General features: G+C 41.0%; 9 protein-coding genes and 1 pseudogene. 5 read left to right on the forward strand and 5 right to left on the reverse strand.

Going from position 1 to position 14,053, the window contains the following annotated elements; translation table 11 throughout:
• Nucleotides 1-1,335, reverse strand: a complete 1,335-nt coding sequence (locus CHJ_RS06555) for an aspartate aminotransferase family protein (protein ID WP_317917230.1) — start codon at nt 1,333-1,335, stop codon at nt 1-3.
• Nucleotides 1,336-1,683: 348 nt separating this feature from the next.
• On the opposite strand from CHJ_RS06555, the gene CHJ_RS06560 reads away from it, so the two are divergent.
• Both CHJ_RS06560 and CHJ_RS06565 read left to right on the forward strand, forming a co-directional pair.
• Complete coding sequence (locus tag CHJ_RS06560; protein ID WP_317917231.1) at nt 1,684-4,152, forward strand: cache domain-containing protein; 2,469 nt, start codon at nt 1,684-1,686, stop codon at nt 4,150-4,152.
• Nucleotides 4,153-4,327: 175 nt separating this feature from the next.
• Nucleotides 4,328-6,823, forward strand: a complete 2,496-nt coding sequence (locus tag CHJ_RS06565) for a cache domain-containing protein (RefSeq protein WP_317917232.1) — start codon at nt 4,328-4,330, stop codon at nt 6,821-6,823.
• A 72-nt stretch (nt 6,824-6,895) separates the two neighbouring features.
• Here the strand turns inward: CHJ_RS06565 and CHJ_RS06570 are convergent.
• Nucleotides 6,896-9,103 (reverse strand): annotated as a pseudogene (locus CHJ_RS06570) (YgiQ family radical SAM protein); the annotation flags it as partial.
• Nucleotides 9,104-9,269: 166 nt separating this feature from the next.
• Here CHJ_RS06570 and CHJ_RS06575 point away from each other — a divergent pair.
• The gene (locus CHJ_RS06575; RefSeq protein ID WP_317917233.1) at nt 9,270-9,953 is read left to right on the forward strand and encodes a hypothetical protein; all 684 of its coding nucleotides are present in this window, start codon (nt 9,270-9,272) and stop codon (nt 9,951-9,953) included.
• Nucleotides 9,954-10,046: 93 nt separating this feature from the next.
• A complete protein-coding gene (locus tag CHJ_RS06580) occupies nt 10,047-10,241 on the forward strand; it encodes a DUF4250 domain-containing protein (RefSeq protein ID WP_171753983.1) in 195 nt (64 codons plus the stop codon).
• Between the two features lie 127 nt (nt 10,242-10,368).
• Here the strand turns inward: CHJ_RS06580 and CHJ_RS06585 are convergent, their stop codons facing one another.
• Nucleotides 10,369-10,815: an META domain-containing protein gene (locus tag CHJ_RS06585; RefSeq protein WP_171754033.1), complete on the reverse strand. Its 447-nt coding sequence runs from the start codon at nt 10,813-10,815 to the stop codon at nt 10,369-10,371.
• A 185-nt stretch (nt 10,816-11,000) separates the two neighbouring features.
• Between CHJ_RS06585 and CHJ_RS06590 the strand changes: the two genes are divergently transcribed.
• A complete protein-coding gene (locus tag CHJ_RS06590) occupies nt 11,001-11,264 on the forward strand; it encodes a DUF1289 domain-containing protein (RefSeq protein WP_317917234.1) in 264 nt (87 codons plus the stop codon).
• A 198-nt stretch (nt 11,265-11,462) separates the two neighbouring features.
• On the opposite strand, the gene aguA is transcribed toward CHJ_RS06590, so the two are convergent.
• Nucleotides 11,463-12,554, reverse strand: a complete 1,092-nt coding sequence (aguA, locus tag CHJ_RS06595) for an agmatine deiminase (RefSeq protein ID WP_317917235.1) — start codon at nt 12,552-12,554, stop codon at nt 11,463-11,465.
• Between the two features lie 16 nt (nt 12,555-12,570).
• A complete protein-coding gene (locus tag CHJ_RS06600) occupies nt 12,571-13,992 on the reverse strand; it encodes an APC family permease (protein ID WP_171753986.1) in 1,422 nt (473 codons plus the stop codon).
• Nucleotides 13,993-14,053 lie beyond the last annotated feature (61 nt).

Raw genomic sequence — 14,053 nt, forward strand, 5'->3', positions numbered from 1 at the left:
TTAAACGTCCCATGTTTTTGCCGACTCAGTGATTGCATGATGGAGCTTGTCTACCAGCTCGGTTATCTGTTCATCAGTAATAATAAAGGGTGGCGCAAGTAACACATGATGCCCCTGTTTTCCATCAATCGTTCCGGCCATTGGGTAGCAAAGTAGGCCAAACGACATGGCCATTTCTTTGATCTGTTTGTGGGCAAGGGTTTTACTCGAGAGTGGAGCTTTGCTGCGTTTATCTTTAACCAGTTCTATTGCCAAAAAGAGTCCTTTTCCTCTTATGTCTCCTATATAAGGTAGCGCGGACAGACGAGCGTTTAATTGCTGTTTAAGACGCTCACCCTGCTTAGTTACAATTGATAGTAAATCATCTTTGATAATGGTTTGTACGGTAGCTAAAGCGGCGCAACACGCGAGAGGATGAGCCATAAATGTATGACCATGTTGAAAAAAACCACTTCCTTGAGCGATGGCGTTATAGATTGTTTTACTCGCTAAAACGGCGCCAATGGGTTGGTATCCGCCGCCCAATCCTTTGGCAACGGTGACGATGTCCGGCACCACTTGTTCCTGTTCAAACGCAAAGAATGTCCCAGTTCTTCCTACACCGCACATCACTTCATCAAGAATGAGCAGCACATTATATTGGTCACAGATTTGCCGGATTCGTTTAAAATAACCCTCTGTTGCCGGCAAGGCTCCTGATGTCGCTCCGACGACAGGCTCTGCGACAAATGCCATCACATTTTCCGCTCCAAGTTCTAAGATCTTTTGTTCAAGCTCATTCGCCACTCGAAGAGAGTATTGTTGTTCTGATTCATTGTCATCTTGATCACGGTAGGCGTAACATGGCGCGATGTGATGCCCGTCAGTTAATAACGGCTTGAATGGCTCTCTTCGCCAAGCATTTCCCCCAACTGATAATGCACCCAGAGTGTTACCGTGATAGCTCTGCCTGCGTGCTATTACCTGTTTTTTTTGCGGTTGTCCTGTCTCCACAAAGTACTGTCTTGCCATTTTTAATGCGGATTCTACTGCCTCAGAACCACCGCTAACAAAATAGACATGATTTAACGAGGAGGGCGCTAATGAGCAAAGTAACTCCGCCAATTTTTCACTGGGTGTGTTGGTAAAAAAACCGGTATGAGCGTAAGGAATATCGTTCAATTGGTTGATGATTGCCTGCTTAATATGCGGGTGGCTATGCCCCAAGTTTGATACGGCTGCGCCTCCGCATCCATCTAAATACTGTTTTCCTTCCTTATCATATAGATAAGCGCCTATTCCTTTTGATATTACCGGCAAGCTTGCATGACAATGCCGATGAAAAACGTGTGTCATTGGGACCATTCCTGTATTGAGCTGAACAAAATTTATACTGTGCTAGAAAAGCGACAGTGGCAATGGAAATGAATTCTGAGGGTATGAGTATTGGTAATAGGGGGAGGAGGCTTGGCTACAATCGTGTAAATAATAATCAAGTGCTTAAAATCTAACCGTACAGGTGGTCGTAAGTGTTTTTTAAGATAGTGATAAAGCTATCAATTTCAAAAAATGGTTATTCTGTAATGTCTCTCAATCCGGAATTTACTGAGAAAGTTAGATATACTTCATTAATCTGAATGTTGTATCGAGTTGTTATTGATGGTTCATATTAATGATAGAAAGTTGCTAAGGTTTATACAGGTTATGCCTGTTGTTATTATTGCCGTGGCGACATTTCTTATTATCGTTGTTATGTTTCGTGATAACCGCCTTGAAGCTAATGAGAACTTAGCGACCCTCCGACAAGACTACCTTTTACAGCAAAAAATACGCATTCAACAAGAAGTTGATAGCGTTTATCGACAAATTTCCTATGAAAAAAAACAGACCGAAGACGCTCTCAAGCTCGATCTTAAAGCGCGAATTTATGAAGCGCATCGGATAGCGACGGCTATCTATGAGAAGAATAAAGAGAAATCAGAGCAAGAGATTACTAAACGGATCACTACAGCATTAAGAGCATTGCACTTTAATGAAGGGAGAGGGTATTACTTCATCTATAAGATGGATGGAACAAATGTAATGCTGCCACCTTTGCCTCATATGGAAGGAACGTCTCGCTGGGATATGCAAGATAGCCGAGGTGCTTATATAACACGAGATGTTATTAATATTGCTAAAAATAAGGGAGAAGGCTACCACAGTTGGTGGTTCTTCAAGCCGGGTAATCAGCAGCGAGATCATGAAAAAGTCGGCTTTATTAAGTATTTTTCACCAATGAAATGGATGATAGGAACCGGTGAATATGTCGATAGCTTTGAGAAAAATATACAGGACAAACTATTAGCTAGGATTTCTGAAATTCGATACGGCAGCAATGGTTATGTTTTTGTTTTAGATGAAAATGGCGTAATAAAGGCTCATCAGGATAAATCGATAATTAATACTAATAGGATGAACTTAAGAGATAAAGAAGGTAACGAGTATATAAAGAACATCATTAACAAGGCCAAGTCTGGCGGTGGATTTATTCGTTATCATAGTTTGTTTAAACCTATGAGCATTGATGATAGTGAAAAGGTAAGTTATGTCCGCTGGTTTGGTGACTGGAACTGGACTATAGGTACAGGCTTCTATATTAAAGACTCAGAAATTTATCTGGCAATTAAAGAGAAAACCATAAAACAGCAAAACAGTGATGAATTACTTAAATTGTTGATATACAGTGCCATATTGGCATTTGTAATGACATTGGTTGCCGCATTATTAAGTCGAAAGGTCGCATCGCGCTTTCAGAGCTTTCAATCTAAGATAAGCCAAGATTTTAGCGAATTAGAAAATGCTAAGAATACGATGCAACGCCTCGCCTTGTATGACTCTCTTACCGACCTACCTAACCGATTACAGTTCACACAGTTACTGCGTCAAGCGATTACAGAGTCAGATAAGACCGGTAATTTACTGGCTGTAATATTGGTTGGTTTAGACGACTTTAAGAAAATTAATGATCTGTACGGACACTTTGTTGGTGACAAATTACTGACCATCTTGTCGAGAGAGTTTGAGGCTATATTGGATCCAGGTGATAGCGTTTGTCGCTTTGGAGGCGATGAATTCATCTTTTGTATTCAGAATTTGCACTCTAAAGATGAAGTTGAAAGGAAAATTGCGGTTATTCAAGGCGTATTTTCTGAGGCACAACTGATAAATAATGTGCAGATAAAGTCGAGCTGTTCTGTTGGTGTTTCTTGCTATCCGGAAGATTCATTTAGCGCAGAGGAAGCGATGAGTAATGCCGATATCTCTTTGTACCGTGCTAAAAGCGATAAAAAGGGGACTGTCATCTTTTTTAATTCCGCCATTGCTAAGCAGTTGGAATATGACTTTAAGTTAGAGAGTGAATTAAAAGGTGCATTAGGTCGAAACGAAATTAGTTTGGTTTATCAACCGCAGATATGTACCTCATCGGGTAAAATGATTGGGGTAGAGGCTCTTTGTCGTTGGAATAATCAAGCTTTGGGTTTTGTTTCTCCGGTGGAGTTTATTGATGTTGCGGAGCGTATTGATCTTATTCACTCTATTGGCCAGTTTGTGGTAGAGAAGGCGTGCAGTGATATTGTCGCTGCGTATCCGAATGGAGAAGATGCGGTTAAGCTTTCGGTTAACATATCTCCCAAGCAACTGAAATTGAAACATTTTGCTGATGATTTTCACAATACAATATTGCGCTCAGGTATCGATATTAGTCGGGTAACCATCGAGATTACCGAAAATGTACTGCTGGAGGATCAAGCTTCAGTTACCCCTATCTTACATGAGCTAAGGGAGTTAGGCTTTAGCATTTCCCTTGATGACTTTGGTACAGGTTTCTCGTCATTAAGTTATTTAAATAATTTACCGATTAATGAGATTAAGATTGATCGCTCATTTATAGATAAGATTTTGATTAGTGATCAAAGTGATACTTTGGTTAAGGCCATTTTGGCTATTGGACAGTCTTGTGGAATGAAGGTTGTTGCCGAAGGTGTTGAAACCATTGAACAGTATCATAAATTGCTAGACTACCAATGTGACCTTGTCCAAGGTTACTATTTTGATAAACCTCTTGAATTAGGCCTGTTAGAAGAGCGAACGGAACAGCACTGGAAAAACAAGTGCTCAAGCTCTAAATAACGATAAAGATCAAAAATTTATAACCTCGTTATTGGTTGCTCCTATACTTGCGAGTAAACCGCTTATCTTGAACTATACTTATAGCCAAGTAACCTTTAGCTGTTAGTTTTAATGCGGCAGCTAGAGGTCATTAGGTAGAATTATACCAATGAGTCGTTACTGCGTATGAGGGATTATGGCAGCGGTTAAGGACAATAAGTTATTTCAGTTAATTCGATATGGGCCAGTTATTTTTTTTGGGGTCTTCGCCCTCGCGATTAATTTTATTGTAATTAAAGAAAATTCGGATAGAGCGGAACACAGTATTGATACATTGCGTTCTGAAGTCGTTCGTCGTCAAAAAGAAATTATCAAACAACATGTTGATCAAATAACTAATGAAATTGGTTATCATCAATCTCGAGCGGAAAATGTGCTTAAGACCCAAGCAAAAAATCGAGTAGAAGAAGCTTACCAAATCGCAATTAATCTACACCAAACTAATCTAGATAAATCCAAACAGCAGATAAGCAAAATTATTTCTGAAGCCTTGCGGCCAATACGCTTTTTTGATGGCCGTGGTTATTTCTTTGTATTTAATATGGACGGAACCAATGTGATGCATGGTTTACGTCCTCATGTGGAAGGAAAAAACCTTATTGACTCTGAAGATGTGCGAGGAACGAAAATTCTCAAAGAGCATATTAACTTAGTGAGTCAAAGTGGCGAGGCGTATTATCGATGGTGGTATCCAAAACCGAATTATCCGGAAACTATGGAGTTTGAAAAGATAGGTTTTGCTAAATTGTTTGAACCCTATAATTGGCTAATTGGTACTGGAGAGTATTTAGCCGATGTTGAACATGATATTCAGAAGCAGGTGTTAGACTGGATAAATAATTATAGCTTCGACAATCGTGGTTACATATTTGTTGTTGATAATAACGGCGTTATTTTGTCGCATCGAGAACCTTCTTATGTCGGTATTAATTTAAAGGATTTTAAAGACCCCGCAGGTTTGCAGATGCGGGGAATGATATTGAACAGCGATGCTGATGGTGGTTTTGTTCGATATGATATTCCTACTGTGCCAGAGAGCGATAAAAAAGAAGAAAAGATAAGCTATATCCAAAAAGTGGAGAAATGGGGCTGGTATATAGGTACTGGTTTTTATCTTAAAGATTTTGAAGTCTACTTCTCGAAACAGCGTGGCTTATTAGAAGAAAAAAATAGAGCTGAACTAACAAAAATCACCATATTAAGTGTGCTACTTACGGGTATATTAATGGCCTTGTCCATGTTGCTTAGTAATAATTTGGCGAGACGTTTTGAGCGCTTTCAATCTAGAATTGATGATGATTTTTGTGAACTGGAAGTGACCCGAGATCGAATGCAACATATGGCGCTACACGATGCATTAACTGGCTTACCGAATCGACTGCTACTGCTGGATAACATCAATCAAGGTATTGATATTAGTAGAAAAAATGGCAGTTATTTAGCGGTTATTTTTGTTGATTTAGATGATTTTAAGAAAGTAAATGATCTTTATGGACATTCATCGGGTGATAAATTGTTAGAAATTATTAGCCGTAAGTTTGAAACCTTGCTTGGTGACAATGATACGGTTTCTCGTTTTGGTGGTGATGAGTTTATATTTTGTTTTCCTATGTTGGATGATATTTCTCAGGCGGAGAAACGAGTCAGTAAAATTAAGGATGTATTTCGAGATCAGTTTGTTATTAATGGCAAAATATTATCCAGTAATTGTAGTGTCGGCATAAGTATGTACCCGAATGACAGTGACGATGCTGAGTCATTGATCCGTAAAGCGGATATCGTGTTATATCGAGCAAAATCGATTCGCAAAGGCGACGTGATGTTCTACGACAACAAAATCAATCAACAAGTGCAGCTTGATTTCTTGCTTGAAGAAGAGCTAAGGCGTGCGTTGAGAAAAGGTGAGTTGTCTGTTCTCTATCAACCTCAGATTAACGTTAAGAAGCAAAAATTGGTCTCTGTCGAGGCATTAGCCCGATGGAATAATGACCGTATGGGTTGTGTATCACCAAGTAAATTTATTGCTATCGCAGAAGATATGGGGCTGATTAATGAAATTGGCTTATTTGTATTTAGAACCGCGTGTGAAGATATTTTGAGCTATTCACCGAACTCCAGTCACGCGATTAAAGTCTCTATTAATATTTCCCCTAAACAGTTAATGAGAGAAACGTTCGCCGAAGAGTTGCTAACCATTACCAATGATGTCGGGATTGATGTAGAGAGAATTAACCTTGAGATCACTGAAAATGTATTAATTAATGATATGGACAAAGTGGCTCCGGTATTGAATATGCTGAGAAATCTTGGTTTTGGTATTTCATTGGATGATTTCGGAACGGGTTATTCGTCATTAAGTTACTTAAATAGTTTACCCATTACTGAAATTAAAATAGATCGCTGTTTTGTGGATAAATTATTGGTTAGTGAGCAGAGTAATACCTTGGTGAAAGCCATTATTGCTATTGGGGAGTCGTGCGGCATGCAAGTTGTCGCGGAAGGGGTGGAAACAAAAAAACAGTATCAGCAATTGATGTCCTACGGCTGTAACCTTGTCCAAGGTTATTATTTTGACCGCCCGCTGCCTATAGATAAGTTAATGTCACGAACTGAAGGGCAGGAGAGTGCGTGATATAGAACTGAACAGCGAGTTTATACGGCTGTCCAGTTCTGATGCTGCTTATCGAGTGCGTTGTCGATTACCCTTCTGATTGCCTTTCCCTTTGCCTCTTTCCGATGGGTTCTTAGCGGATTTACTGTTGGGCTTTTTATTTCCATCAGTACGAATATCAGGTTGCCCTTTGCTGTGTTTGGTGGCAAAACGGTTGGCACCATGCCTGCCGGACTTTCTGCGTTGGGCAGGCGTTTTACTCTCTTTATCTTCAGCAGGTATTAAGCAGCCCCGTTTATCGCCTATTAAATGCGCTTTGCCCATGTCTGTTAGGGCTTCTCGCAGTAATGGCCAGTTCTTCGGATCATGGTAACGTAGCAGTGCTTTATGCAATCTTCTTTGTCTTTCCCCTTTAGCAACGGGAACATCTTCTCGTTTCTTGTACTTCACTCTTTTTAAAGGATTGGTTTCTGAGTAATACATCGCGGTTGCATTACACATAGGCGACGGATAGAAGTTTTGTACTTGGTCACACTCAAAATTGTTGGCTTTTAACCACAAGGCAAGGTTAAGCATATCTTCATTTTCTGCTCCCGGATGAGCAGAAATAAAGTAGGGGATGAGATACTGCTTTTTCCCTGCTTCTGCACTGTACTTCTGGAACATATCTTTGAAAGTGTCATAGCTGCCCATACCCGGTTTCATCATCTTATCCAGAGGTGATTTTTCCGTGTGTTCTGGGGCAATTTTCAGGTAACCCCCTACGTGGTGAGTAACTAACTCTTTAACGTATTCGGGTGACTGAATGGCGAGATCGTATCGGACGCCCGATGCAATCATTATTTTTTTGATGCCTTTTACTTTTCGTGCAGAACGATAAAGGTCGATTAACTGCTGGTGATCGGTATCCAGTTTGTTACATATTCTCGGGAATACACAAGATGGGTGTCGGCAGTTTTTTTCTGCTTTAGGATCAGAGCAACCGAGGCGATACATGTTTGCCGTTGGGCCACCAAGATCGGAAATTGTGCCTGTAAAACCGGGTACTTTGTCGCGAATTTCTTCTAACTCGGTCAGAATAGACTCTTTTGAACGGTTCTGGATTATACGCCCTTCATGTTCAGTGATAGAACAAAATGAACAGCCACCAAAACATCCACGCATGATATTGACTGACGTTTTGATCATGTCGTAGGCAGGGATTTTAGCTTTGCCATACATAGGGTGAGGCACGCGAGCAAAAGGCAAACCAAACACGTAATCCATCTCTTCGGTTGTCAATGGAATAGGCGGTTGGTTAACCCACAACTCTCGATTACCGTGTTTTTGGATTAATGCCCGACCAGAGTATGGGTTAGTCTCTAAATGCATTACGCGGCTGGCATGTGCGTACAATATCCGGTCATTGTTGAGTTTTTCATAAGGTGGCAGACGGACTGCTGTGGTTTTTGCATCGTGTCGTGACGGGCGAACAGTAATTGCAGTCGCTTGTTGCTCTTTTTCTTCTACCTTGTCATCGCAGTTGCTCTCAACCTGATATGGGTTAATCGGTACAAATGCTTTACCCGGTTTTTCGATTCTTGATGAATCAATGATCTTAAACTGCTCCGGCGCTTGCGCAAGGTTAACCGCAGTGCCTCGAATATCCGTTAATGCTGAGATAGGCTCGCCTGCTGCAAGACGGTGCGCGACATCGATAAGTGCGCGTTCAGCGTTTCCAAATAGTAAAATATCGGCTTTTGCATCAAACAGGACAGAACGACGTACTTTGTCAGACCAATAATCATAATGAGCAATTCGTCGTAAACTTGCTTCGATACCACCAAGAACGATAGGAGCTTCTTTAAATGCTTCGCGACAACGTTGTGAATAGACGAGCACGGCTCTGTCTGGGCGTTTGCCCCCTTCGTTGTTTGGTGTGTAAGCGTCATCATGTCTCAGTTTTCTATCTGCTGTATAGCGATTGATCATCGAGTCCATGTTGCCAGCAGTGATGCCAAAAAACAGATTGGGTTTACCTAGCTTAGTAAATGCCTCTTTGTTGCTCCAATCAGGTTGGGCAATGATTCCTACCCGAAAACCTTGAGCTTCCAATAGTCGGCCAATAATCGCCATACCAAAGCTTGGATGATCAACATAGGCATCCCCTGTCACAATTATAATGTCACAGCTATCCCAACCGAGTTGTTTCATTTCTTTCCTACTGGTAGGAAGAAAGGGTGCTGTGCCGAAGCACTCAGCCCAAAATGGCTTGTAATCGAATATGGGAGTAACTTCTTTGTGCAGTATTGCCTTGTGCATTTTTTGACCTCAAATCTAGCAGGCGGGCATCATACCAAATCTTGCTTGGTCGTCTAGCATTTTCCTGCGGTTGCTAGAGTCTAAATTTGCTCTCCGCCTGTAATCGACCACATAGAAGTGGAGATATGCTATCATCGCCGCTGATTTTTTTTAGTTAGCTAATTCTATGACCTATTCAGCACTTATTCTTCTTGCACCAATGTTATTGGGCGCTCAAATAATTATTACCTTAGTTCTTCAGAAAGGGGAAATTTGTCCTGGTCAAAGGGGTAGGGTTCATAAGCTACTACCGGCATTAGGCGTTCTTTGGCTGGCAATTACGTCGGTGGAGCTGCTGGCATTTTTGGTGGCAGGTGCAATATTCTATTTTTACTCAAAGGTAAAAGTGGGTAAAACCAAAGACAAAGGTCCTCTTTGGATGCTCTATTTTGCCAACGGATTAGCTATCGCCTTTGTCGTGAGTCAGCTCTCTCAATTTGATTCTATTGCTGCTTATTGCGGCTGGATTCTCTATGTCTTTTTATTGGGAGCAGTCTTTGCCAACCTGACGTTAACAATCGCTAGAAGTCGATTAGACGCATTTCACCGTTTATTGCCTTTTGTTGGTCTAACGAGTGGTATCGCATTCGCTGCCACACTGTTTGTTCAACTGCTCTCTATTCAAGAAAGTATATTAACCACGTTGCTCTGGCCTCTATCTATCGGCTTACTGCTGCTTATCTCTGGTCTGTTGATCTGGAGTGTTCATCTATTTGCCAGCACTATCGCGGTTACCAAAGCACGGTTAGTTGTTGCTCTGGTTATGCTCTACGCGGCATGTCTAAGTTTTTATCCAATCATGCAACTCTAAATCCGGCATCTGAGTTTACTCTGGGATATCTGGTTTCCAAACTAAGCAGTTAGGTCTACGCTTAATAAAGGATGCGCAGCAAGAGTAAACTCAATGGATTTAAGTAATATTAAACGTTTTGATAGTAGTATTTTGTTAGGTATTGTTAATGAGAAACTGCGTTTAGAGTGTGACAGTTTTGATGAGTTGATTCGTCGATACGAGATGGATGTAGATAGCTTAGTGGATAAACTTGATACGCTGGGTTATCAGTATGACCCGTTAACTAATCAATTTAAGTCACTTTAGTACGGCGAGATTTTGGCAAAGTAACGGTGCCAGAACAGAAAAACGCTACAAAAGTAAAATGGGCTAAACGCCCATTTTAGAATAACCAGAATGATGATTATATCTGGTTTATGTCAGCCATTTACGCTTACTGTTTCCAGTCGGCCAGTTCAAACACCAGAGTGTTGCTCTTGCCTTTTAGTATTAGCTGTTTGTCAGTTAAAGCAATGTCACTCCAGTCCGATATAGACTCGGCGAATAGGCGTTCGGTATTCATCGCATTTCCAACGCACATTTTCATGGTCATTCCCATTTTCTCGATACGAAATTGGTTGTCTTTTAGTTCGCTTTGACCAAAGAAGTTATTGCAGCCAGCATTACCATTTGCCATCAAACCTTCACCGATCTCTAAATTCGGTGCATGCATATTATTTGCGGCTACAAATGGTTCATCATTTACTTTCACTAACGTCCAATTGTGATGCTGAAGATCTTCTGCTGTGATACTACTCTGTTCTGTACTACTTTTAGAACATGCCGCGAGCAGAAGAGGTAAGGTGAGGATTGCTAAAATCTTTTTCATAACTATTCCAATCTGTAAGAAATATAGAGAGTACTTATTTAGTCTAACCCTATGTCAGCAAAAAGTAAGGCTTAGGTTACTATTTGTTTACAAATAGTGAGCAATTGTTGTTTACAAATAGTAAGCAATTGCACTCAAACAACCTTAAAATTACTTTGATATATAATTAAACAAGATAACCAGCAAATTGAGCTTGTATGGAACAATTAGAATTTTTTACTGTTGTTAGCCCTTGCATCGGAGTCTGTACTAGCGATGAGAAAGGGTATTGCAAAGGGTGCATGAGAAAGAGAGAGGAGCGGTTTAATTGGCTCTCTTATACGCCAGCCCAGCAGCTGCATGTTATTAAGCTGTGCCGTCAACGGTATTTGCGTAAAAATAAAAAGATTAAAAAACAGGCTGTGATGGATTCCGAATTGGAGAATATTCAGCAAGGATTGTTTGATCTTGATAACGAATAAAAAGGACTAAGCGACAGTAGCCGTTTAGTCCTTTGTTGTTTACGTAATATTCTTGCTTACGTAATATTGCTGTTTACGTAATATTGCTGTTTACGTAATATTGCTGTTTACGTAATATTGCTGCTTACGTAATATTGCTGTTTACGTAATATTGCTGCTTACGTAATTTTGCTGTTTACGTAATTTTGTTAAAGCGTATTAAACCGCAGGAACCTGCTGAGTAATACAGTGAATGTTACCACCGCCTAACAGTATCTCTCGTGCATTAACACCGGTTACTTTGTAGCCAGGATACAGTTCATTGAGTAGTGCTTCTACGTCTGCATCCAGTTTTTCGTCGAGTAATGGGTAAACAATATGATCATTAGTGATCAAATAGTTAGCATAAGAACCCGCTAGGCGTTCGCCTGGTGTTCTTTCCATTCCTTCAGAAACGTCAACGCCACTTGCTTCGTCGTCAGAGATAAACAGTGGTCCCGGCATTGGTAGTTTATGTACTTTAATTTGTCGACCTTTTGCATCGGTTTGACTCAACAAGCTATCTAATGCCGCTCTAGAGATGGCGTACTGAGGGTCGTTCTCATCTTCACACCAAGTCAGGACGACTTCACCCGGACGAACAATATGGATCAAGTTATCAACGTGTCCATTGGTTTCATCATTGAACAGCCCGTTTGGTATCCAGACGACCTTATCTACAGACAGATAATCACAAAGAACTTGCTCGATTTCTGCTTTGCTTAATTCTGGGTTACGGCTTGGGTGTAACAGGCACTCTTCAGTTGTGTATAAAGTGCCTTCGCCATCAACGTGAATTGAACCGCCTTCTAATACGATAGGAGCGCGGTAGCTGTTATCTTCATGTATTTCACATATTTTTTGTGCTACAGCATCATCTTTATCCCATGGGAAGTACAAGCCATCAACTAGGCCTCCCCAAGCGTTAAAGTGCCAATCTACGCCTCGGCGTTCACCTTTATCATTAATAACGTATGAAGGGCCGATATCACGCATCCATGAATCATCTGTGCTCATCTCTACCAATTTAATGTGTTCAGGGAGTAACGTCCGCGCATTCTCAAACTGCTGAGCGCTCACTGCCATAATCACTGGTGTTGTCATGGCTATCGCTTTTGCAACTTCAACAAATGTTGTTTGAGCTGGCTTACCGCCATAACGCCAGTTATCTGTTCTTTCTGGCCAAGCCATCCAAATTGCTGCTTGGGGCTCATGTTCACCCGGCATTCTAAATCCGTCTTGTCTTGGTGTTGAATTAATTCTTTTGCTCATTTTCAGGCCTCCTACATTAATGGCTATGAGTTAAATTGTCAGATTCTTCAGGTGCAGCGTTGTTCTTTTTATTGACTGCCAGTTTTAGTAAATACTCGCCAATTAAGATGGTGGCGATAACACCGATTAGTACGGGTGCACTGTATACCCAGTCAACACTCATAGTGATTAAGTCAGGGAAGATAAATAATACTACAGCTTGAGCAATGACAATAAAGCAAATAATACTAAGTGCCCATTGAACACCCATTCCACCTGGTACTCGGAAAGGTCTTTCTGTATCCGCATCTGCAATGCGAAGTTTTAGATATGACGGGAACATAAATAGGTATGGCAGTAAGAATACGCAGCTTGAGAATGCGAATACTGACCAGAATAGCTCATCACTGTCTTGAGCAAACAGGGCATACGCTAAGATTACGATAGTAGAGATAATACCTGTGATATTGTTGGCACCTACAGGTGTGTCGTGTTTCTCAGACATTTTGCCTACGATTTCAGGAAGTTCACCTTCGCTGGCCGCTTCAGCTGCTGCACGGCTTGCACCCATAGTCCAAGTCACCATGTTACCGATGAAAGTGAGCAGAGCCATAACACCGATCGCATTCACCATGAATTGACCAAATGCGCTGTCACCAAATAACTTGTGCAGTGTATCGATAATACCGGCAACGAGACCGATATCTTCTACTGGAAGTGCTAATAGGATACCAACAGTACCAAATACGTATAGGAACGCAGTTATACCAGCCGCCAAGAAGATAGACTTAGGCATGTCACGCACATCTTTCATCTCTTTGGTCATGGTTGCAACCAACTCAAAACCCATTAAGTTAAAGACCAATGCTGGAAGGAAAGCAGCACCTGTATCCAGGCTTGGCATCATTGCTTGAATAGTGAATTCGTTTGCAACACCGTTTTTGGCTGCGTAGATAAAGCCACCAAAACCCAATACAGAGATAACAGTGATTTTTAGAATGGCACCAATATTGGTGACCCAAACGCCAACGTCGACAGAAACGTTACATATCCAGATTGTTAACCAAGTGAGTACAACGCAGATAGCAATTTGTGCCATAAGAGAAAGATCAGGGAAGAAAAGTTCTGCAAACATACCTGCAAACATTATGTATACCGCTGGCATCCATAAGCCGACGTTAATCCAATAGAACCAAGTTGTTCTTACTGCCCATTTGTAGCCAAATGCTTTTTTTACCCAGTCATAGATACCACCATCTCCCGGATAAGTCGTTCCTAGTTCAGAAGTGATTAAACCGTAAGGGATAACAAATATAACCAGTGTGACTAACCACCAGCCGATAGAGCTAACCCCAATTGAGGCTGATGCTGTTAATGTATCAACAACAATAACAGCACATAAGCTAAATAGGGCTAGACTACCTACACCCATTTTTCCGCTTGAACTTTGCGTTTCCATATTATTCTCCGTGTTTATTCACACGAGTAAATTATTTACTTAGTGAAATTTAAATTACAAT

It is taken from the genome of Vibrio sp. MACH09, from assembly GCF_033238805.1.
Lineage (GTDB): Bacteria > Pseudomonadota > Gammaproteobacteria > Enterobacterales > Vibrionaceae > Vibrio.

Bases quoted from the DNA above. Each gene is read 5' to 3' on its own strand.
- CHJ_RS06575 (WP_317917233.1), top strand. From the start codon at position 9,270: ATGACCTATTCAGCACTTATTCTTCTTGCACCAATGTTATTGGGCGCT.
- CHJ_RS06600 (WP_171753986.1), bottom strand. From the start codon at position 13,992: ATGGAAACGCAAAGTTCAAGCGGAAAAATGGGTGTAGGTAGTCTAGCC.
- CHJ_RS06560 (WP_317917231.1), top strand. From the start codon at position 1,684: ATGCCTGTTGTTATTATTGCCGTGGCGACATTTCTTATTATCGTTGTT.
- CHJ_RS06580 (WP_171753983.1), top strand. From the start codon at position 10,047: ATGGATTTAAGTAATATTAAACGTTTTGATAGTAGTATTTTGTTAGGT.
- CHJ_RS06555 (WP_317917230.1), bottom strand. From the start codon at position 1,335: ATGACACACGTTTTTCATCGGCATTGTCATGCAAGCTTGCCGGTAATA.
- aguA (WP_317917235.1), bottom strand. From the start codon at position 12,554: ATGAGCAAAAGAATTAATTCAACACCAAGACAAGACGGATTTAGAATG.
- CHJ_RS06565 (WP_317917232.1), top strand. From the start codon at position 4,328: ATGGCAGCGGTTAAGGACAATAAGTTATTTCAGTTAATTCGATATGGG.
- CHJ_RS06590 (WP_317917234.1), top strand. From the start codon at position 11,001: ATGGAACAATTAGAATTTTTTACTGTTGTTAGCCCTTGCATCGGAGTC.